This window comes from Luteimonas galliterrae, assembly GCF_023374055.1.
Taxonomy (GTDB): domain Bacteria; phylum Pseudomonadota; class Gammaproteobacteria; order Xanthomonadales; family Xanthomonadaceae; genus Luteimonas_C; species Luteimonas_C galliterrae.
Genome location: NZ_JAMBEP010000004.1, coordinates 103,362 through 124,501 on the forward strand (window position 1 = coordinate 103,362; position 21,140 = coordinate 124,501).

A 21,140-nucleotide genomic window follows, 5' to 3' on the forward strand; every position below is an offset into this window, starting at 1 on the left:
TTTTTTGCCATCAAGAGCGTGCGAATAAATTCGCACCTACGAGAGCCGCAACACGAAAACCCGTACGGCCCATTTCTCGATCCAACAAGGACGCCACCATGAAAACCTCCCTCCCCACCGCCGAACAGATCAAGCTGGACTGGACCAACAACCCGCGCTGGAAGGGCGTGACGCGCGCTTACGCGGCCGAAGACGTCGTGCGGCTGCGCGGCACCGTGCCGGTGGAGCATTCGCTGGCCAAGATCGGCGCCGAAAAACTGTGGCGCTACCTGCACACCGAAGATTTCGTCAACGCGCTCGGCGCGCTGACCGGCAACCAGGCGATGCAGCAGGTCAAGGCCGGCTTGAAGGCGATCTACTTGAGCGGCTGGCAGGTGGCGGCCGACGCCAACGTCGCAGGCGAGATGTATCCGGACCAGTCGCTGTATCCCGCCAACTCGGTGCCGCAAGTGGTCAAGCGCATCAACAACACGCTGCTGCGCGCGGATCAGCTGCAACATGCCGAAAAAAATGAGGATGACCGCGGCGACAGCATCGACTTCCTGCAACCGATCGTGGCCGACGCCGAAGCCGGCTTCGGCGGCGTGCTCAACGCCTTCGAGCTGATGAAAGCGATGATCGAGGCGGGCGCGGCCGGCGTGCATTTCGAAGACCAGCTGGCCAGCGTCAAGAAGTGCGGCCACATGGGCGGCAAGGTGCTGGTGCCCACCCGCGAGGCGATCGACAAGCTGACCGCCGCGCGCCTGGCCAGCGACGTGATGGGCGTGCCGACGCTGATCGTGGCGCGCACCGACGCCGAGGCCGCGGATCTGCTGACCAGCGACATCGACGACAACGACAAGCCGTTCATGACCGGCGAGCGCACCGTCGAAGGCTTCTACAAGACCCGCAACGGCCTGGACCAGGCGATCTCGCGCGGCGTCGCTTATGCGCCCTATGCCGACCTGGTGTGGTGCGAGACCGGCAAGCCGGACCTGGAATTCGCCCGCAAGTTCGCCGAGGCCGTGCACGCCAAATACCCCGGCAAGCTGTTGGCCTACAACTGCTCGCCGTCGTTCAACTGGAAGAAGAACCTGGACGACGCCACCATCGCCAAGTTCCAGAAAGAGCTGTCGGCGATGGGCTACAAGTTCCAGTTCATCACCCTGGCCGGCTTCCATGCGCTGAACTATTCGATGTTCAACCTGGCGCACGGCTACGCGCGCCGGCAGATGAGCGCCTTCGTCGAACTGCAGGAGGCCGAGTTCGCCGCCGCCGAGCGCGGCTTCACCGCGGTCAAGCACCAGCGCGAGGTGGGCACCGGCTATTTCGATACCGTCACCCAGACCATCCAGGGCGGGCAGTCCTCGACGACGGCACTTAAAGGTTCCACCGAGGAAGAGCAGTTCCAGGCCGAGAAGGCCGCGTAACGGCCCGGGCGCGCCCCTACATGGGAGGGCGCGAGCCCTGCATTTCGTAGGAGCGGCTTCAGCCGCGAGCTTTGCCGGACCGCCGCGATCTCGAAGAGCTCGCGGCTGAAGCCGCTCCTACGAAAAGCGCATCTTCGCCATTCTGGCCTTTCAGGGCTCCGGCATTTCCCGCAATGGCCGGTCTCTCCCGCTTCTTGCGTCGCATTCAGATAACCGGAACGAGTGGTATCCTGAAGGCCGCGACGAATCCGGGGGAGACAAGGATGAATCGTCAGTCCGCGGCGCCGTCGTCGGCCCGCGCATCGAACGCATTGGAAGCCGCGCACCCGGGCGAGATGGGTACGGCTTCGCTTACGTCCGACGAATACGCCTTGTTCGCCGAGTTCGCCACGCCGCGCCATGTCAAGGCCGGGGAACGCCTGTTCCACCGCGGCGATCACGGGTCCACGATGTTCGTGGTCGCGCAAGGCAGGGTGGAGTTGGACTTCGGCGACGACCTGACCGCCAAGTCGCTCGGTCCGGGCGAATTCTTCGGCGAACTGGCCCTGCTGATCGGCGACCACGCCCGCAGCGCCGGCGCCGTGATGGCCGAGGCAGGAGTCCTGTTGGTGTTGCAGCAACCCGAATTCGAAAAGATGGTCGAGCGCAATCCGCGCATGCTGGCGCAGTTCCTGCGTCGCACGATCATGCGCGTGGTGCTCAACGAGCAGAGCCTGATCCGCCGCCTGCGCCTGCGCAACGAAGAACTGCAGAACGCGCTGGACCACCTGCATGCCACCACCCACCAGCTCAACCAGACCGAAGAGCTGATCCGCACCGACGACCTGACCGGCCTGTACAACCGCCGCGGCCTGACCCTGCACCTGCAGGAAAGCCGCGCCATCGGCATGCCGGGCAGCATGGGTCTGCTGCTGGTCGATTGCGACCGCTTCAAGCAGGTCAACGACGAGCACGGCCACCTGGTCGGCGACCGGGTGCTGCAGAGCGTAGCCAACATCCTGCGTTCGGTGGCCGGACCCGACGACATCCCGTGCCGCCTCGGCGGCGACGAGTTCTGCCTGCTGATCACCGCCGAGCATCCCGAGAAGGTGATGCGCTACGCCGACTTCATCGTCAGCACCACGCAAGGGCTGCTGCAGATGCCGCAATCGCCGCCGCACGTCTGCCCGGTCAGCGTCGGCGCCTGCCTGATCGATCCGGACAGCGATTGGAACGCCTGGTACGCCCAGGCCGATGCGGCCCTGTACCGCGCCAAACGGCTGGGCGGCAATCGCGTCGAATGGCAGGACGGCGACGCGCAAGGATGACCGGGGGCGACGGACTCAAGGATGCAGCCAGCCATGAATGATCAGCCCGCGGCTGGCGCCACCACCACGCCGCAAGTCCGCACGTTGCTGCTGACCGATCTGTGCGAATCGACCACGTTGGTCGAGCGCCTGGGCGATGCGCTGGCCGCGGCGCTGTTCCGTGAGCACGACCGGCTGGTGCTGGAGCTGCAGCAGCGTTGGCGCGGACGCCTGATCGATCGTTCCGACGGCCTGCTGCTGCTGTTCGAAAGGCCGATCGACGGCCTGGGTTTCGCCCTGGACTACATGCGCGGGCTGCACGAGCTGGGGCAGGCGCGCAAGCTGCGGTTGCAGGCGCGCGCCGGCCTGCACGTGGGCGAGGTGCTGACCTGGCAGAACAGCGACGAAGCGGTGCGCGCCGGCGCCAAGTCGCTCGAGGTCGAGGGTCTGGCCAAGCCGTTGGCGGGAAGATTGATGTCGCTGGCGCGGCCCGGGCAGATCCTGCTGTCGGCGGTGGCCGAACCGATGAGCCACCGCGCCGCCAGCGAACTGGGCGAGCGCGGCCAGCATCTGGTGTGGAAATCCTACGGCCGCTGGCGCTTCAAGGGCGTGCCGAACGCCCAGGAGATTTTCGAAGTCGGCGAGCCGGGCCTGGCGGCGTTGCGCATGCCCAAGCACACGGCGAAGGCGTGGCGCGACATCCCGTTGTGGCGGCGGCCGGTGGCGCTTGCGGCGGAAATGGCGTTGCTGGCCGTGCTCGGCGTCGGCGGCTGGTTCCTGACCCGATCGCCGCCGGCGATCGCCTTCAACGAACGCGACTGGGTGGTGGTCGGCGACCTGCGCAACCTCACTGGCCAGCCGGTGCTGGACGAATCGCTGGAACAGGCCTTCCGCATCAGCCTGGAGCAGTCGCGCTACGTCAACGTGCTGAGCGACCTGAAAGTACGCGACACCCTGGCGCTGATGAAACGCAAGCCGGGCGAACCGCTGGATCGCGCCACCGCATCGGAAGTCGCGCTGCGCGACGGCGCGCGCGCGGTGATCCTGCCCACCGTCGCCGAAGTCGGCGGCCGCGTGCGGGTCAGCGCGGAGGTGGTCGACCCGCATACGCAGACCACGGTGTACGCCGAATCGGCCGACGGCACCGGCGCAGCTTCGGCCCTGCAATCCATCGACAAGGTGACCGGCGAGCTGCGCAGCAAGCTGGGCGAAGCGATCAAATCCATCGAACGCGATTCGGCGCCGTTGCCGCAGGTCAGCACGTCCAACCTGGATGCGCTCAAAGCCTACGCGCTGGGCGAGAAGAAGGACGCCTCGGGGGATGCCGTGGCCGCGCTGGGCTATTACACGCGCGCCTTCGAACTGGATCCGCAGTTCGCCTTGGCGAAGGTGGCGATCGGCCGCGTCTACACCGCGCAAGGCAAGATGGCCGAGGGCCGCCGGAATTTCGAAGCGGCAGCGGAAATGCGCGACCACTTGTCCACCCGCGAAGCGCTCACGCTCGAAACCTTGTTGGCGCGATTCGGTCCGGTGCCCGCGCTGGTCGGAAAATGGCAGCAACTGGTGGAAACCTATCCCGACGCGCACAACGCGCGCTTCGGCATGGCCCAGGACGGATGGATGCTGGCCAACCAGTTCGCGCCCATGCTGCCGCATGCGCGCGCGGCGAATGCCGCGCAATTCGTCGATCGCTCGAGCGCGCAATACTTGGAAGGCATGCTGCTGCTGGGCATGGAGCAATATCCGCAGGCGATCAAGGCATTCGAAGCCTCCCGCACCGGCGGTTACGAAGGCGGAGGCCTGGCCTACGCGTACGCGTACGAGGCGCAGCGACGGTTCGAAGAAGCGGACCGGGCTTTTTCCAAACGCGGCGGCAGCCAACTCGTGCCCAAGGAGTTCGACGATTTCGAGTACTGCCTGATCACCGCGCTCGACAGGTCGGACTGGCCGCGTTCGAAAGACTGCGCCGATCGCGCCATGGCGAAGATCGGCGCGGACGACACGATGTTCCTGGAGCCTACTTGGCGCGTTTGGTCGGCTGCGGCGGCGATGATCGCCGCCGGCGACGGCCGCGCCGATCCCGCAGTGCTGCGGGATCATCTGAGCTGGTTCGATCAACGCGCCGCGCAGTTCGATGCGGTCTATCCCATCTACCGCGCCCAATACCGGATGTCGCTGGGCTATCTCGCGGCGGCGAGCGGCCAGGCCGCCCTGCTGGATCAGGCGCTTGCGAAGCCGGGCGACGAGGGCATCGTCGAGCAGCATCCGGCCACCGCGCAGTTGCATCAGGTCCTGCTGGCGGAAAAGGACCGGTTGTCCGGCCGCGCCCGCGCCGCCGCGGATCGGCTGGCGCCTATCGTCAAACGCGACGACGCCTTGCTGCTGGCGCATGCGGCGTTCGGCCGTGCGCTGCGGGACAGCGGCGATAACGAAGGCGCGTTGGCGCAGGCGCGGTGGGTGGCTTCGCATCGCGGCCGTGCCTTCGTGGAACGCGGTCTGAGCAGCCTGCTCGATCCGTTGGCCGTGGCGAGCACGACCGTAGCGGACCTGGATGCGGCAGAGCTGCTGAAAGCGCTGGGCCGCGACGAGGAATCCAAGCAGGCGCTGGACAAGTTCCTGTCGGCATGGAAAGAGGCGAACCTGCCCGGGTACCTGCGTACCCGGGTGGCGGCATTGCAGGGTTAGCTGGCGAGCAGCGCGGCCGGGCAGCGGAAGCTGAAGGGCAGCGACATCGCTTCCTCGAGTTTTGCGCGGTCGCGGGCGATGCTTTCCTTGGTGGCGATGCTGTCGCCCGCACCCATCTGCAGGCATGCGCCGGCCGTGGCCGTTGCCGTGAGGCCTGTGGTCAGGGCCTTCGTCGCCGCCGGCGGCTTGTAGCCCGCCTGGACCAATGCAGCATTCGCATCCTTCTTGAACAGCCGTCGGAACTCGTTGTCGGTGGACAACAGGTCCAATAGCTTCTTGACGACCTTCGGATCCAGCGGCGCGGGTCCCGGACCCTTCCCCGTTTTCTTCGTTGCCATGCACGTTCCCCTTCGTGATGAGTCACACAACAGGGTGCGACGCTACCCTTGTCGTGCGTCGGTAGCAAGCGCGGCGAGCCGCTTTTCCGCCGACTCCGAGGGCGCGAACCAGCCCGAAGCGGGCGGGGTCCGATCCATCGATGCGAAAGCTCTCGGCGCGGATGGGCCGATGGATGATCGGTTGCGACGGCTACCGCGCCTCGCCGCACGTTTCCCGTCGGGCCATGAAGCCTTGAAGAGCGGTCAGGCCGTTTTATTGGTTTCGCACGGCCGCGGACATATTTTTTCTTGGAAGCCGGTCGATCTGCCTCTAACGTATCGGCTCGAGCGAGGACCGGAGTGGGGCATGCGAGTCAGGCGTTGCGCGGTCCTGTGGCTGGAGCCGAAGGAAACGGCGCGCTTCGAACTCGAAAACCTGCTGGCCGGCGGCACCGGCGTGGCCAGCGCCATGCGGTGGTTCGCGCATGCGCCGCAACTGGACGCGCCGTTGTCGATCGAAGCCGCCGACGTCGAACTGCTCGGCTCGCTCAGCCCGAACGATTGGGTCGATGCCGCGCCGTTGCGCGAACGCCATGGCGCTCGCCTTCGCGATCTGATGAAAGCCGGCCTGGTGATCGGTCGCGGCAAAGCCTGGGATCCGCAGCGGCTGGCCGATGAGCGTTTCCGCGAGCAGCACTGGTTCGGCCCGGCCGCGCTGTTGCACGCCGATTCGCGCTGGTGCGGTCTGGACGCTGCGCGCGAAGTCGCCGAAGAAGGCATGGATACCGCCGAAGGCATGCGTACCCGTTACGGCGCGCCGCCAAGCGAGCTGCATGCCAGGGCGCAAGCCGCGCAACGGCTGCCGTTGCCTGCGCCCGATGCCAGCCCGCTGGAAGATCTGCTCGATCGGCGCAGCACCTGCCGCAATTTCGATGCTTCGGCATTCCTGCCGCAAGCCGCGCTTGCAGCCGTGCTGGCGCGCACGTTCGGTGCGCGCGGCAACGTGCACGCCGCCGACAGTTTCGACGTGTTGAAGAAGACCAGCCCATCCGGCGGCGCGTTGCATCCGACCGAGGCCTATCTGATCGTGCAGCGCGTCGAAGGCGTCGCCCCGGGCCTGTACCACTATCACGCCGGCGATCATGCGCTGGAAGCCTTGCCTTCGCCCGAAGATCTGGCCGCATTCGCACGCCTCGCGGTAGCAGGACAGCACTGGTTTTCCGATGCACCGGTGCTGGTGGTGCTGGCGCCGCGCTTCGTGCGCAATTTCTGGAAGTACCGCAACCATGCCAAGGCCTATCGCGTGGTCATTCTCGATGTCGGCCATTTGTCGCAGACCTTGTATCTCACGGCCACCGAACTGGGCTTGGGCGCCTTCATCACCGCAGCCATCAACGAAACCGATATCGAACAGGCTTTCGGATTGATCAATTGCGTCGACGGCCCGCTGGCGGTGTGCGGCTTCGGTGCGCGCGCCGAGCGCATGGCGACATCCGAGTTCGATCCCAACAACAAGGTCTGGCCGCGCAAATCCGTTTGATGCCGGACGGCAGGCGCATCGGACGCATCCACGCCGCCTCGACGGCCGCGATCGCAGACTGCGTCCCTGGCCGCCCTCGCGGAGGAGAGATCGATGCGCCGATATCAAGTGGGCGATCACGTCAGCTGGAATTCGGAAGCCGGCCGCGTGCGCGGGCGGATCGTCAAGATCCATACCCGCGATTTCGACTACAAGGGCCACACCCGCCACGCCAGCGCCGAAGATCCGCAATACGAGATCAAGAGCGACAAGACCGATCACATCGCCGCGCACAAGGGCGCGGCGTTGCGCAAGCTGCCGTAGGTCGGGGCACGTCCCCGACGCATGGGTCCGCGAGGCGTCGGGCGCGTGGGCCCGACCTACTTGCGGATGTCCTGCTTGTGGGACTTGAGCGCATCGGCCAATCCGGGCACGCCATCGGCGCCTTCTGGCACGGTGATGCTGGAGCCGGCGAAGTCCTGCCCGATCGGCTCGGCGCGGCCGCCCAGGCATTTGCTCAGGAAACCCTCGGTCACCGCGTTGAAGGCCTTGCTGTTCTCCGGCCGCGCGAAACCATGGCCTTCGTCCGGGAACAGCACATAAGTGACGGGAATGTTCTTGGCCTTCATCGCCTTGACGATCTGGTCGCTCTCGTCCTGCTTGACGCGCGGATCGTTGGCGCCCTGGCCGATCAGCAGCGGCTTGCTGATCTTGTCGACATGGGTCAGCGGCGAGCGTTCGGCCAATAGCTTCTTGCCGTCTTCGGTGCGCGGATCGCCCACTCGCTTGGCGAACTGCTCGAAGAACGAAGCCCAGTACGGCGGGATCGTGCTGAGCAAGGTGTTGAGGTTGGACGGGCCGACGATGTCGACGCCGCACTTGAACGCATCGGGCGTGAACGTCATGCCGACCAGCGTGGCGTAGCCGCCGTAGCTGCCGCCCATGATCGCGACCTGGTCTTTGGTCGTGACATTCTGCTTGACCGCCCATTCGGTGGCATCGATTAGGTCGTCGTGCATCTTGGCGGCCCATTCGCGGTCGCCGGCGGTGACGAAATCCTTGCCGAAGCCGGTGGATCCGCGGAAGTTCACCGACAGCACCGCATAACCGCGGTTGGCGAGCCACTGCGTCATGCTGCTGTAGCCGTAACCGTCGCGGCCCCACGGGCCGCCATGCACCAGCAACACCATCGGTACCGGTTTATCGGCCCTGCCGTCGTTGTTGGCATCGGCGTTTTTGGGAAGGGTGAGGTAGCTGACCAGGTTCCGGCCGTCGCGCGATTCGATCTCCTGCGGCCACATCGCCACGAGCGGTTTTCCGTCCAGCGCCGGACGCGCCGAGAACAGCTTCACCGGCTCGCCGCCGCGCGGGTAACGGTAATAGACGATGGACGCTTCGGCGGCCGAGTAGGCGACGATCCAGGTCTTGTCGTCGAGCGTGCGCGCATTGATCGAGATTTCGCCGGGGCCGATGGCTTCGAGTTTCTTCAGGTCGGCGGCGACGCTTTGATCGAGCGGCTTCCATTCTTCTTTCAGGTAATCCACCGCCACCGCCTGCACCACGCCGGTCTTGGGGTCGCTGAGCGTATCGCCGACGTCGGCGCGCGCGTCTTCGAGCACCAGTTTCTTTTCGCCGCTAGCCGTATCGACGGCGAACAAGGCCGCCGTGTTGCGGCCGCGCGAATCGACGAAATAAAGCGTCTTGCCGTCGGTGGTGTAGCCGGCGGGACTGGTGGTCAGCGAATCCTCGAACGGGATGTCGTCGACCTTCTTCCAGCCGCCCTTGCCGTCGGGTGCGAGCAGGTCCTGGCCGCCGTCGGGACGCGGCTTGAACGCCATGCGCACCTTGTAATCGGCATCGGCCATGTAGCCCGCGAAGGACTGTGTGTTCTTTTCGACCAAGGTGCGCTTGCCGCTGGCCAGGTCGACGCTGTACAGGTCGTGCCATTTCGGATCTCGGTCGTTCATGCCGACCAGGATCGATTCCGGATGAAGATGGCTGACGCCGCTGACCATGGCGCGCGTCTTGGGGAACGGCGTGAGGTCGCGCTTTTCGCCGGACGTCAGGTTGACGCTGTAGAGATGGAAGTCCTCGTCGCCGCCGGTATCGCGCAAGTACAGCAGCGTGTCGGGCAGATAGCTCCAGAAATACTGGCGGATGCCGCGGGCCTTGTCGTCGGTGATCGACTTGGCCTTGCCCGGATCGTCGGCCGGCGCCACCCAGATGTTCATCACGCCGTCGACCGGCGCCACCCAGCTCAGGTATTTGCCGTCGGGGCTGATCTGCACGGCCGCGCGCTCGGGGTTGCCGAACAGCGCTTCGCGGGAGATCAGTTCGGCTTCGGCCGCTGGCGCAGCGGGCGCAGGGGTGGCGGGCGCCGCGGCGTCGGCGGATGGATCCTTGCCGGTGCAGGCCGACAGGGCCAAGGCCAGGCTCGAGGCCAGGATGAGGCGACGTTGCATGTTCTCTCCTTGGTGCGGTGGGTGGCGGAGCGGCGAACTTACAGGGACGCGGCCAGTCAAACGTTTGTGACGCGTTAAACGAAGTGCCGGAAGGCAGGGCTACTTGCCGCTGAGCAAGCGCTCGCCGACGCCGGTGAATTTCAGCCCGACCTGGGCCACGCGATCGTCGCGCAGGCTGCGCACCACCAGCATGGCACGGCCCAGCGTGACGCTGTCGCCGACTTGCGGCTGTTCGTCGAAACGTTCGTCGAACAATTGCGCGGCGGTGCTGGCGGCGAAGCGCGGCGGGATCGCCAGACCGTAGAACTTGGCGAGTTCGCCGAGAGGCACGTCGCCGGGCAAGGTGAAGCTGCCGAAGGTTTCGTCCTCGGCGATGCGCGCATCGGCGGCTTCGGCGAACAGCCAGTCCAGGCGCGATGCGCGTCCGCTCGGCGCCAGGTAATAAGCGTAGTCGGCAGCCATCAATTCGCCCGCTTCGTCCGGCAACAGCAATTTTCCCTCGCGCGCGACCATGGCCAGTCGTACGCGGCCGGGCAAAGGCGCGCCGCGCAGGATCGCGCTGCCGTCGGCGATGCGGTAGCCGACCATGTCGTAGTCCAACTGGCCCGGCAGGTCCAACTGGATGCGCCGCGTATTCGGATCCGGCCGCGGCACCGCCACGCCGAACAGATGCGCGGCGCGCGCCAGCGTCCAGCCCTGCACGATCAGCGAGGCCAGCACCACCACGAAGGCCACGTTGAAATAGAGCGAGGCATTGGGCAGGCCGGCCAGCAGCGGGATCGACGCCAGGAAGATGCCGACCGCGCCGCGCAGGCCCACCCAGGAAATGAAGCCGATCTCGGCCATGCGGTAGCGGAACGGCAGCAGGCAGGCGGCGACGGTCATCGGCCGCGCCACGAACATCAGGAAGGCAGCGACGCCCAGCGCCGGCCACAGCACATCGAACAGCTTGTTGGGCGCGGCCAGCAGGCCCAGCAACAGGAACATCGCCAGCTGCGCGAACCAGGTGGCGGCGTCCTGCACCGACATCACCTGCGCGCGCGCGCGCACCGGCCGGTTCGCCATGACGATGCCGGCCAGGTACACCGCCAGATAGCCGCTGCCGCCGATCAGGTTGGCGAAGGAGAACAAGGCCACCGCGCCGGCCAGGGCCAGCCACGGATGCAGTCCCGAAGGCAGGTTGTAGCGGTTGAGCGCGGCGACCAGCCAACGGCCGCCGAAATAGCCGATCGCCAAACCCGCGGCCATCGCCCAGACCATGCTGAGCGCGATCATCGCCACGCCGCCGTCGTGTTTGCCGGCGATCCATTGGGTCAGGCCGATGGTGAGGAATACGGCGACGGGATCGTTGGCGCCCGACTCGACTTCCAGCGTGGCGCCGGTGCGGCGCTCCAGATGCAGGCCGCCCGCGCGCAACAGGAAGAACACGGCCGCCGCATCGGTCGACGCCAGGATCGTGCCGAGCAGGAAAGCTTCCAGCGGCGGCAGGTCCAGCAGCTTCATCGCGGCGAACGAGGTCAGCGCGGCGGTGGCGACTACGCCCACCGTGGCCAGCAACAACGCGGGCTTCACGCTGCCGCGTACGTGCGCCGCGCGCGTGCGCAGGCCGCCGTCGAACAGGATGATGGCCAGCGCCAGCGATCCGACCAGGAAAGTGAAGCGCGTGTCCGAATAGCGGATGCCGCCCGGGCCGTCGACGCCCAGCAACAGGCCCAGCAACAGGAACACCAGCAGCAACGGCGCGCCGAAACGACGCGCGAGCAGGGACGAGACGATGCCGGCCAGGATCAGCAGCGCCCCGCCGAGCAATCTCAGGTCGATGGCGTGCAGGCTTTCCAGGGAGGCAGCCTCGGCGATGGGGGATGCCGCATCCTAGCAAGCGCATCTTGAATGCGCCGTGCTCGGCTTGCGCTGCGGTGGGATTCCTTGTGGAAGCGATTTCTGGTGGAGCGACCCCTGCGGGCAGCTTTTGTAGGAGCGGCTTTGTGGGAGCGGCCTTAGCCGCGAGCTCTTCGCCTTCCGCTGTGATCCCGAGCGCAGCGAGGGATCTGTCCGGGACGCAGCCGTTCCCTGCGCTCTGGATGACCGCAATCAAGGCCCGCGGCTAAAGCCGTTCCTACAAAGCCGGGTCAGGCCGCCAGCCGCGCCAGCCCGCGATCGATACGGCGATAGCCCAGGGCCTCGGTCAGGTGCGGGCTGAGTATCCGATCGCTGCCGCCGAGGTCGGCGATGGTCCGCGCCACACGCAGGATGCGGTGCATCGAGCGCGCCGAAAGCTGCAAGGCTTCGATCGCGCGCTCCAACAGCAACTGGTCGTTGGCGCCCAACCGGCAGACATCCGACATCTCGCCCTGGGTCAACTGCGCATTGGCTTTGCCGGCGCGATCGTGCTGCACCGCACGCGCCTGTTCGACGCGGGCGCGGACGGCGGCGCTGCTTTCTCCTGGCGTCGCGTCCGGGCGCAGATCGGCCGATGGCAGCCTGGGCACTTCGACATGCAGGTCGATGCGGTCCATCAGCGGCCCGGAAACCTTGGCGCGATAGCGGCGGATCGCTTCGCCGCTGCAACGGCAACGCGCCGACGGATCGCCGGCCCAGCCGCAGGGGCAGGGATTCATCGCGGCCACCAGCTGGAAGCGCGCCGGGAATTCGCTCTGCCGCGCCGCGCGCGAAATCGTCACCACGCCCGACTCCAGCGGCTCGCGCAACACTTCCAGCGCGCGGCGATCCCATTCGGGCAGTTCGTCCAGAAAGAGCACGCCCTGGTGCGCCAGCGAGATTTCGCCCGGGCGTGGTTGCGCGCCGCCGCCGACCAGGGCGACCGCACTGGCCGTGTGATGCGGCGAACGGTAGGGACGTTCGCGCCAGCGTGAGGGGTCGAGCCCGCGTCCGCTGACCGAAGCGATGGCCGCGGCCTCCAATGCTTCGGCTTCGCTGGCTTCCGGCAACAGGCCGGGCAGGCGCGAGGCCAGCAGGGTCTTGCCGCAGCCGGGCGGGCCGATCAGCAGCAGATGGTGGTTGCCGGCGGCGGCCACTTCCAGCGCGCGCCGCGCATGCGCCTGGCCGCGGACATCTTCCATGTCCGGTCCGCGCGACCGTTGCGCGCTGGGCGCGGTCGCCAGCGGCAACGATTTGCTGCCATTGAGCGCGGCGCAGACTTCGAGCAGCGTGCGCGCGGTGTAGGCTTCCACGCCCTTGGCCAGCGCGGCTTCGGCGCCATTGCCCGGCGGCACGATCAGCTTGCGCCCGGCTGCGGCCGCCGCCAACGCTGCCGGCAGCACGCCATCGATGACGCGCAGTTCGCCGGTCAAGCCCAGCTCGCCGAGGAATTCGTACTGGTCCAAGGCATCGCGCGGTACTTGCCCGCTTGCGGCGAGGATGCCGATCGCGATCGGCAGATCGAAGCGGCCGCCGTCCTTGGGCAGATCGGCCGGCGCCAGGTTGACGGTGATCACCCGCGCGGGGAATTCGAACTGCGCGCATTGGATCGCGGCGCGCACCCGGTCCTTGGCTTCGCGCACCGCGGCTTCGGGCAGGCCGACGATCGACATGCGCGGCACGCCGCCGCCCAGATGCACTTCCACCTTCACCGCCGGAGCGGCTACGCCCGCGCGTGCGCGGCTGTGCACCAGCGCCAGCGTCATGCCGGTGCGCTAATGCTGTTGCATCGGTGCGGCGTCGGCGACGCCCACCTGCGCTTCGAGTTCGGCGACGGCGCGCTCCAGCGCCTCCAGCTTCTCGCGGGTGCGCAGCAGCACCGCGCGCTGCACGTCGAATTCTTCGCGCGTCACCAGATCGAGCTTGGCCAGGCCGCCCTGCAGCACGGCCTTGAAGTTCTCCTGCATTTCCTCCCGCCCTTCGCGCAGGCCGGGCGGTACGAGGTTGCTGAGACGGCGGGCGAGTTCGTCGATATGGCTCAGGTCGATCATGGGGCATTCGTCCTTGGGGGCGAGGGCGCACCCAGCATGCGCCGGCGCGGTGTGAAAACGGCGTCGGCCCGGGCCGCGGCGCGGGGTAGGAAAAATCCGATTATCCTGAGCCAGGATTAACGGGAGGACTCACATGAAGATGGTCATGGCGATCATCAAGCCGTTCAAGCTCGACGACGTCCGCGAGGCGCTGGCCGAGGCCGGCGTGGCCGGCATCACCGTCACCGAGGTCAAAGGCTTCGGCCGGCAGAAGGGCCACACCGAACTGTATCGCGGCGCGGAGTACGTGGTCGACTTCCTGCCCAAGATCAAACTGGAAGTCGCGGTGACCGACGAGCTGGTCGACGCGGTGACCGAGGCGATCATGAAGGCCGCCGGCACCGGCAAGATCGGCGACGGCAAAGTGTTCGTGTGGGATTTGGAGCGGGTGGTGCGGATCCGTACCGGCGAGTTGGATGGAGACGCGTTGTAGTTTTTCGTAGGTGCGAATTCATTCGCACGCTTTTGACTTGATCGAGAAAGCGTGCGAATGAATTCGCACCTACGAAAATAGTGCCAACGTAGCCCGGGTAAGCGAAGCGCACTCGGGTGTTCCTGTGGCGGCGCAGGTTCCCGGGTGCGGCCTTTGGCTTACCCGGGCTACTTATTCGCCGAGGGCAGCAGCCACGAACGGCGGCAACGTCGCCGCACCGCGATGGATATCGGCGCTGTAATACTTCGTGTCGAAGCGCTTGGCGGCCGCATCCTTCTCGCGGAAATCGAATCCGCCGCCCTTGCGCGCCAAGGTGCAGCTCCACCACCCGGTCGGATAGCACGGCTGCGGGAACGGCAGCGTCTTGAATGCCTTGAATCCGGCCTTGCCCATCTCGCCGCGCATTTCCTTGATCAGGTCCAGCAGCACCAGCGGCGATTCGGACTGCTGCACCAGGATGCCGTCGTCCTTGAGCGCGCGGAAGCAGGATTCGTAGAACGACTTGTTGAACAGGCCCTCCGCCGGGCCGACCGGATCGGTGGAATCGACGATCACGATATCCAGGCTGCCCGGCGCCGCATTCTTCATGTAGGCGATGCCGTCGTCGAACAGCAATTCCGCACGCGAGTCGCTATTGGATTCGCACAGCTCGGGGAAATATCGCTCCGCCATGCGCGTCACCTGCTCGTCGATATCGCATTGCACGGCCTTGGCCACGCCCGGATGCTTGAGCACTTCGCGCAGCGTGCCGCAGTCGCCGCCGCCGATGATCACGACCTGCTTCGGATCGGCGTGGGTGAACAGCGCCGGGTGCGACATCATCTCGTGGTACAGGAAATTGTCGCGCGTGGTCAGCATCATCGCGCCGTCGATCAGCATCAGATTGCCCCAGTCCGTACTTTCATAGATCTCGATCTTCTGGAAAGGCGACTGCACCTCGTCCAGCTTGCGGACGATGCGGTAGCCGATGGCCGAGCCGGCGGGTTCGAAATTCTCGTAAATCCAGGTGGGGGCGGTCATGCGGGCGTCCAAAGTCGCGATTGCCGGGGCGTGGATTGTAGCGGAGGACTCGTAACGGGCCGATGTCACCGTTACGATGCGGACGGGACAGCGGGGGACGAACCATGGCATCGGTCGCCGGGCATGCGGCATTGGTGGAGCGGCTGCAGATCGAGGCGCGCGAGGCGCCGCAGCGTTATCGGCTGAAGCTGGCGCTGCTGGCCCTGGCCGGCTATGCGGTGCTGGTGCTGATCCTGGCGGTCGCGCTGGGCTTGCCGCTGGGTCTGCTGATCGTGATGTGGGCGACCGGGCGCACCGACCCTTCGCTCGCCTACGCCATCTTGTTGCCCGGTGCGTTCGGCGTGGTGGTGCTGCGCGCGTTGTGGATACGCTTCGGCGCGCCTACCGGCTACGCACTGGCGCCGGGCGCGGCGCCGTTGCTGGAAGCCGAAGTGGAGCGCCTGCGCCTGGCGGTCGGCGCGCCGCCGTTGGACGGCATCGTCATCGACGGCGAGCTCAACGCGTCGGCCAGCGACGTGCCGCGCGCATTCGGACTGCTCGGGCACCGGCACTATCTGGTGCTGGGCCTGCCGATGATGCAATTGCTCGACCGCGCCGAACTGGCTTCGGTGATCGCGCACGAATTCGGCCATTTCGGCGCGCGCCACGGGCCGTTCACAGGCTGGATCTATCGCGTGCGCCTGAGCTGGTACCGCGTGCTGGAAGGGCTTTCTAACCGCGGCGGTATCGCCGCGCGGCTGCTGGGCAAGTTCTTCGCCTGGTACGTGCCATATTTCAACGCCTACAGCTTCGTGCTGGCGCGCAGCAACGAATACGAAGCCGATGCCGCGGCGGCGCGGGCGACCGGCGCGGATGTCGCGGCGAGCGCGCTGATCCGGGTGGAAATCGCATCGCAGCGGCTGCAACGCGATTTCTGGCCGCGCGTGCAGGCGCGCGTGCATGCGCAACGGCATCCGCCGCTGCAGCTGCACGCCGACATCGCGCGATTGCTGCAGCGTCCGGCGGAAACGGACCTGTCCCGGCTGGCCGCGGTCGTCCGGCGGGAAGCCGATCTCGACGACACCCATCCGCCGCTCGCGCAGCGCGTCGCCGCGATGGATGCGGCGCTCGCCCTGCGCGGCCGCGCGGAAGCGAGCGCGGCGTCCGATTGGCTCGGCGATCTGGTCCCGCAAATAGAACGCCAGCTCGATGCGCAATGGCGCAGCGAAATCGAAGCGCAATGGATCGAGCAGTATCAGGCGGCCTCCGCCGATCGAAACCGCCTGGCCGAGATCGAAGGTCGCGCGGAGCCGACGCCGGCCGAGACGCTCGAGTACGCGCGGCTGATCGAAAAGCTGCGTCCGGATTTCGACGCGTTGCCGCTGTACGAGAAAGCCATCGCACGCTTGCCCGACAGCGCCATGGCGCACTACCGCGCAGGTTTGCTGGATCTGCGCGCCGGCGACAGGCCGCGCGGCATCGCGCGCCTGCGCCGTGCGATGCAGCTCGATCCCGGCGCGATCCGCCCCGTGCTGGCCGATGTCGACGATTTCGCCCGTGATCCCGCGCTGGACGCGGCGACGGCCGCCGAGTTGTCGTCCTTGCGCGAGGCGTTCGCGCCGCGCGCGCAGTCGCTGGATGCGCGCGACACCGTGGCCGGCGAAGACGATCTGCTGGCGCACGATCTGGACGAAGCCGCGCTGCACGGCCTGCGCGTGGTGCTCGCGCGCAGCGAGCGCGTCGCCCAGGCCTGGCTGGCGCGCAAGCGCATCGACATGGCCGAAGAACCGCCGCACTACGTCGTTCTGGTGGACTGGCGCGGTTCGGTGGTCAGCGAGGCGGCGGGCTTGAAGCGGCTTTCCGACGCTTTCGAGCTGCCCGGCAGCCATTCGGTGATGACCGATACCGATCACCGCGACATGGCGAAGCGGGTGCGGCGGGCCTGCGGCGAGCCGATCTACCGCAAGCGACGCTGACATCCCCGTTGCGCGGTGCGCAGGTAGAATGCGCGCTCGCTTTCCGCCGGACCTACGCCCATGACCGCCTGGTCGCTCGACCAAGCCCGCAAGACCTATTCGATCCCGCACTGGGCCGAAGGCTATTTCGATGTCGACGGCGCGGGCCGCATCGTGGTGCGTCCCAAAGGCGAGCGCGGACCGACGATCGCGTTGCCGGAAGTGATCAACGAGGCCATGGCCGCTGGCGCCAACATGCCGGTGCTGGTGCGCTTCCCCGACATCCTGGGCGACCGTCTGGGCAAGCTGCAGGCCGCGTTCGCGCAGGCGCAGGGCGAGTGGGACTACAAAGGCGGCTACACCGCCGTGTATCCGATCAAGGTCAACCAGCATTACGGCGTGGCCGGCACGCTCGCTTCGCACGCGGGCGAAGGTTTCGGCCTGGAAGCGGGCAGCAAGCCGGAACTGATGGCGGTGCTCGCCTTGTCGCGGCCGGGCGGACTGATCGTCTGCAACGGCTACAAGGACCGCGAATACATCCGCCTGGCGCTGATCGGCCGCAAGCTGGGCCTGCAGACCTACATCGTGGTGGAAAAGCCCTCCGAGCTGCCGCTGGTGATGGAAGAAGCCGAGGCGTTGGGCGTCAGGCCCGGCCTGGGCGTACGCATGCGGCTGGCGTCGCTCGGCGCCGGCAAATGGCAGAACAGCGGCGGCGACAAGGCCAAGTTCGGGCTCAGCCCGCGCCAGGTGCTGGATCTGTGGAAGTCGTTGCGCGACAGCGGCATGAGCGACTGCCTAGGCCTGCTCCATTTCCACATGGGTTCGCAGATCTCCAACGTCCGCGACATCGCCAACGGCATGCGCGAGGCGACGCGCTACTTCGTCGAGCTGTCCAAGCTCGGCGCGAAGATTTCGCATGTCGACGTCGGCGGCGGCCTGGGCATCGATTACGAGGGCACGCGGTCGCGCAGCTTCTGTTCGGTCAACTACGGCGTCGGCCAGTACGCGTCCAACATCGTGCAGCCGCTGGCCGAGGCCTGCGAAGAGCACGGCCTGGCGCCGCCGCGCATCGTCACCGAATGCGGCCGCGCGATGACCGCGCACCATGCCGTGCTGGTGGCCAACGTGTCCGAAGTCGAACGCGCGCCGGAAGGCCGCGTGCCCGATGCGCACGACGACGAGCCGGCGGTCATCCGCCACCTGCGCGAGATCCACGGCGAAATCGACGCGCGTCCCGCGGTCGAGCTGTTCCAGGAAGCGCAGCATTTCCATGCGGAAGGGTTGACGCTGTACGCGCTGGGCCAGATCGACCTGGCGCACCGGGCGCGCATCGACGATCTGTTCTACGCGATCGCCCATGCGGTGAAATCGCGGCTCACCTACGACGAAAAAAGCCATCGCCCCCTGCTGGACGAGCTCAACGAACGCCTGGTCGACAAGTATTTCGTCAATTTCAGCGTGTTCGAATCGATGCCGGACGTGTGGGCGATCGACCAGGTGTTCCCGATCGTGCCGATCGAGCGCCTGAACGAAGTTCCCGAGCGGCGCGGCGTGATCGCCGACCTGACTTGCGATTCGGACGGCAAGATCGACACCTATGTCGAGAACGAGGACCTGGACTCTTCGTTGCCGCTGCATGCGCTGCGTCCGGGCGAAAGCTATCGGCTCGGCTTCTTCCTGGTCGGCGCCTACCAGGAGATCCTGGGCGACATCCACAACCTGTTCGGCGACACAGATGCGATCGAAGTGCGGGTGCAAGGCGACGGTCACGCTATCGCGCAGCAGCGACGCGGCGATACCACCGACGTCATGCTCGATTACGTGGGCTACAAGCTGGACGATCTGCGCAAGGCTTACCAGGACAAGGTCGCCGCTGCAAAATTGCCTGCGGACGAATCCGAGCGCATGAATGCGGCGCTAGAGGCCGGGTTGACCGGATACACCTACCTCGACGATACGCCGCTGGCTTGAGGTTGCGTTTTTAGCCGTCATTCCCGCGAAGGCGGGAATCCAGTGACTTTGCCTTGGCCTTAGCCCTCTCCCGCTTGCGGGAGAGGGTTGGGTGAGGGCGCACGGTATGGCAGGTAGCGCCGTCGGTATCTGGCGGCAGCGCTAAAGTCACTGGATTCCCGCCTTCGCGGGAATGACGGCTTAAAAAAGCAAAGCGACGCCTAAGCGTCGCGATGGATCTGGAATCCCGCAAACGACTGGCTCACCGGCATCACTTCCAGCCGGTTGATGTTCAGGTGCGGCGGCAGGTTGGCCACCCACCAGATCGTTTCGGCAATGTCTTCGCCGGTGATCGGATGCGCGCCTTCGTATAGCTTGTCCGACGCGCCCTGGTCGCCGCTGGTACGTACCAACGTGAACTCGGTCTCGGCCAAGCCGGGTTCGATCGACGTGACCCGCACGCCGGTGCCGTGCAGGTCGCTGCGCAAACCCAGCGAGAATTGGGTGACGAAGGCTTTCGTCGCGCCGTAGACGTTGCCGCCGGTGTACGGATAGCTGCCGGCGATGGAACTGATGTTGACGATCGCGCCTTTGCGCTCGATCAGGCCCGGCAGCAACCGGTGCGTCAACGCGACCAGCGCCGTCGCATTGGTGTCGATCATCTGCCGCCACTGCGCCAGATCGGCGCGCTGCGCCGGCGCGGTGCCGAGCGCGAGGCCGGCATTGTTGACCAGCACGTCGATATCGGCGAACGCGGGCGGAATGGCATCGATGGCCGCAAGCATCGCGTCCGTATCGCGGATGTCGAACGCAGCGGCATGCACGCGATCCGCGCCGTGGCGGTCGACGAACTGCCGCAGCCGGTCCGCACGGCGACCGGTGACGACGACGCGCCAGCCGGCGCTCGCGAAGCGTTCTGCGGCGGCGGCGCCGAAACCGGAGGTGGCGCCGGTGATCAGGATGGTCTTGTCCATGCCGCGATTCTAGAAGAAGGCGCTGGCCTTTGTGGGATGGCTTCTGTAGGAGCGGCTTCAGCCGCGAGCTCTTGACCCTTATGCCAGGGCTTGAAAAGCTCGCGGCTGAAGCCGCTCCTACAGAAGCCGCCTCGCAAGAAAGAGTGCCGGGTCACCAGAGATACGGCAGCAATCGTTTGGTTTCGCGCGCATAAGCGGCGTACTGCGCCGGAAACGCTTCCGACAGCACGCGCTCTTCGATGCGGATCCGCCACAGAAAGGCCGCGGTGACCGGCAGCACGACCATCGCCAGCGAGCCGAAGTTGCCCAGCGCCAACGCGAATCCGTAGAACGTCGTCAGCGAACCCGTGTACGAGGGGTGTCGCAGCCAGCGATAGGGTCCGTTACGGATCAGCTGGTGATCGGGACGGATCGTCACGTCGACGGTGAAATAGTCCGCGAGTACGCGCACCGCCCACCCGCGGAACAGCATGCCGCCGACCATCAGCCCCAGTCCGGTCCAGAACAGCGGCTCGCGCACGCCGGCAGGGAAGCGCAGCCAACCGCTATACGAAAACCAGGCCGCGAGCGCGATACAGCAATAAATGGTGATCAGCAACAACCGCAACGTGCCGCTGTCGCGCGTGCGCGCCGCATCGGACGAACGGCGCCGCCAGCCGAGCCAGAGTTCGCTGGCCAACCAGATCAGGCAAAGCGCGAAAAAAAGTTTGCTGGCCATCGTGGGCGGACCGCCGCGGCAGGTCCGCCCAGCCTACGCCTATGCGGCTTTCTTGGCCGCCTTCTTGGGTGCCGATTTCGCCGGCGCCTTCTCGGCCTTGGGCTCGGCCGGCTTGCGCTTGCGCCCGGTCGAAGCCTTGCCGTTGGTGCGGGTCTTGGTGGCGCGGTGCTTCTTCAGCATGTCTTCGGCCAGGACCACGTCCTCCGACAGGATGCCGGCCGCCTTGGCCACCGCGATCCGGGCTTCGGCCTTGTTCTCGTCGGGATTGGCCAACAGCAGTTCGCGGATCGCTTCGCGCACCGCGGCTTCGGCGCTGCTTTTCAGCTGCAGGTTTTCGCCCTGCCTGAACAGGGCCAGCAGAACGTCGACGACGGGCTTGATCAGGGCGGCTTCGATGACCATGACGGCTTCCTCTCTCTTGGGGAAGCATTGTCCGCGCAGGTCTTCTCAACGGCCGCGATGCGG

17 protein-coding genes are annotated in these 21,140 nt (G+C 66.5%); 8 read left to right on the forward strand and 9 right to left on the reverse strand.

Going from position 1 to position 21,140, the window contains the following annotated elements; translation table 11 throughout:
* The first annotated feature begins 98 nt into the window (after window positions 1-98).
* The 3 genes from aceA to M2650_RS14745 all read left to right on the forward strand — a co-directional run bounded on the left by aceA (window position 99) and on the right by M2650_RS14745 (window position 5,380).
* Complete coding sequence (gene aceA, locus M2650_RS14735) at window positions 99-1,409, forward strand: isocitrate lyase (RefSeq protein WP_249475846.1); 1,311 nt, start codon at window positions 99-101, stop codon at window positions 1,407-1,409.
* A gap of 263 nt (window positions 1,410-1,672) precedes the next feature.
* Window positions 1,673-2,716, forward strand: a complete 1,044-nt coding sequence (locus M2650_RS14740; protein ID WP_249475848.1) for a GGDEF domain-containing protein — start codon at window positions 1,673-1,675, stop codon at window positions 2,714-2,716.
* 33 nt (window positions 2,717-2,749) lie between these two features.
* The gene (locus M2650_RS14745) at window positions 2,750-5,380 is read left to right on the forward strand and encodes a putative peptide modification system cyclase (protein WP_249475850.1); all 2,631 of its coding nucleotides are present in this window, start codon (window positions 2,750-2,752) and stop codon (window positions 5,378-5,380) included.
* Here M2650_RS14745 and M2650_RS14750 read toward each other — a convergent pair.
* Window positions 5,377-5,718, reverse strand: a complete 342-nt coding sequence (locus M2650_RS14750) for an NHLP-related RiPP peptide (protein WP_249475852.1) — start codon at window positions 5,716-5,718, stop codon at window positions 5,377-5,379. The genes M2650_RS14745 and M2650_RS14750 overlap by 4 nt on opposite strands.
* Window positions 5,719-6,064: 346 nt before the next feature.
* On the opposite strand from M2650_RS14750, the gene M2650_RS14755 reads away from it, so the two are divergent.
* On the forward strand, window positions 6,065-7,237 hold the full coding sequence (locus M2650_RS14755) for a putative peptide maturation dehydrogenase (RefSeq protein ID WP_249475855.1): 1,173 nt from the start codon (window positions 6,065-6,067) through the stop codon (window positions 7,235-7,237).
* Window positions 7,238-7,330: 93 nt separating this feature from the next.
* Complete coding sequence (locus M2650_RS14760; RefSeq protein WP_249475857.1) at window positions 7,331-7,540, forward strand: hypervirulence associated TUDOR domain-containing protein; 210 nt, start codon at window positions 7,331-7,333, stop codon at window positions 7,538-7,540.
* A gap of 56 nt (window positions 7,541-7,596) precedes the next feature.
* Here the strand turns inward: M2650_RS14760 and M2650_RS14765 are convergent, their stop codons facing one another.
* The 4 genes from M2650_RS14765 to ubiK all read right to left on the reverse strand — a co-directional run bounded on the left by M2650_RS14765 (window position 7,597) and on the right by ubiK (window position 13,607).
* Complete coding sequence (locus M2650_RS14765; protein WP_249475858.1) at window positions 7,597-9,678, reverse strand: S9 family peptidase; 2,082 nt, start codon at window positions 9,676-9,678, stop codon at window positions 7,597-7,599.
* Window positions 9,679-9,777: 99 nt separating this feature from the next.
* Window positions 9,778-11,535: a potassium/proton antiporter gene (locus tag M2650_RS14770; RefSeq protein ID WP_345779869.1), complete on the reverse strand. Its 1,758-nt coding sequence runs from the start codon at window positions 11,533-11,535 to the stop codon at window positions 9,778-9,780.
* Between the two features lie 272 nt (window positions 11,536-11,807).
* On the reverse strand, window positions 11,808-13,322 hold the full coding sequence (locus tag M2650_RS14775; RefSeq protein ID WP_249475860.1) for a YifB family Mg chelatase-like AAA ATPase: 1,515 nt from the start codon (window positions 13,320-13,322) through the stop codon (window positions 11,808-11,810).
* 9 nt (window positions 13,323-13,331) lie between these two features.
* Window positions 13,332-13,607, reverse strand: a complete 276-nt coding sequence (ubiK, locus tag M2650_RS14780) for a ubiquinone biosynthesis accessory factor UbiK (protein WP_249475861.1) — start codon at window positions 13,605-13,607, stop codon at window positions 13,332-13,334.
* Between the two features lie 133 nt (window positions 13,608-13,740).
* Between ubiK and M2650_RS14785 the strand changes: the two genes are divergently transcribed.
* Complete coding sequence (locus tag M2650_RS14785) at window positions 13,741-14,079, forward strand: P-II family nitrogen regulator (RefSeq protein ID WP_249475862.1); 339 nt, start codon at window positions 13,741-13,743, stop codon at window positions 14,077-14,079.
* A 171-nt stretch (window positions 14,080-14,250) separates the two neighbouring features.
* On the opposite strand, the gene speE is transcribed toward M2650_RS14785, so the two are convergent.
* Window positions 14,251-15,099 (reverse strand): polyamine aminopropyltransferase, encoded by an 849-nt coding sequence (speE, locus tag M2650_RS14790; protein WP_249475863.1) that lies wholly within the window; start codon window positions 15,097-15,099, stop codon window positions 14,251-14,253.
* 104 nt (window positions 15,100-15,203) lie between these two features.
* Here speE and M2650_RS14795 point away from each other — a divergent pair, with 104 nt between their 5' ends.
* Both M2650_RS14795 and speA read left to right on the forward strand, forming a co-directional pair.
* Window positions 15,204-17,054 (forward strand): M48 family metallopeptidase, encoded by a 1,851-nt coding sequence (locus tag M2650_RS14795; RefSeq protein WP_249475864.1) that lies wholly within the window; start codon window positions 15,204-15,206, stop codon window positions 17,052-17,054.
* A 60-nt stretch (window positions 17,055-17,114) separates the two neighbouring features.
* A complete protein-coding gene (speA, locus tag M2650_RS14800) occupies window positions 17,115-19,004 on the forward strand; it encodes an arginine decarboxylase (protein ID WP_249475865.1) in 1,890 nt (629 codons plus the stop codon).
* 200 nt (window positions 19,005-19,204) lie between these two features.
* Here the strand turns inward: speA and M2650_RS14805 are convergent, their stop codons facing one another.
* From M2650_RS14805 to M2650_RS14815, 3 genes are all read right to left on the reverse strand, one after another.
* Window positions 19,205-19,957 (reverse strand): SDR family NAD(P)-dependent oxidoreductase, encoded by a 753-nt coding sequence (locus M2650_RS14805; protein ID WP_249475866.1) that lies wholly within the window; start codon window positions 19,955-19,957, stop codon window positions 19,205-19,207.
* A gap of 151 nt (window positions 19,958-20,108) precedes the next feature.
* A complete protein-coding gene (locus M2650_RS14810) occupies window positions 20,109-20,675 on the reverse strand; it encodes a methyltransferase family protein (protein WP_249475867.1) in 567 nt (188 codons plus the stop codon).
* Between the two features lie 39 nt (window positions 20,676-20,714).
* On the reverse strand, window positions 20,715-21,077 hold the full coding sequence (locus tag M2650_RS14815; protein ID WP_249475868.1) for a hypothetical protein: 363 nt from the start codon (window positions 21,075-21,077) through the stop codon (window positions 20,715-20,717).
* Window positions 21,078-21,140 lie beyond the last annotated feature (63 nt).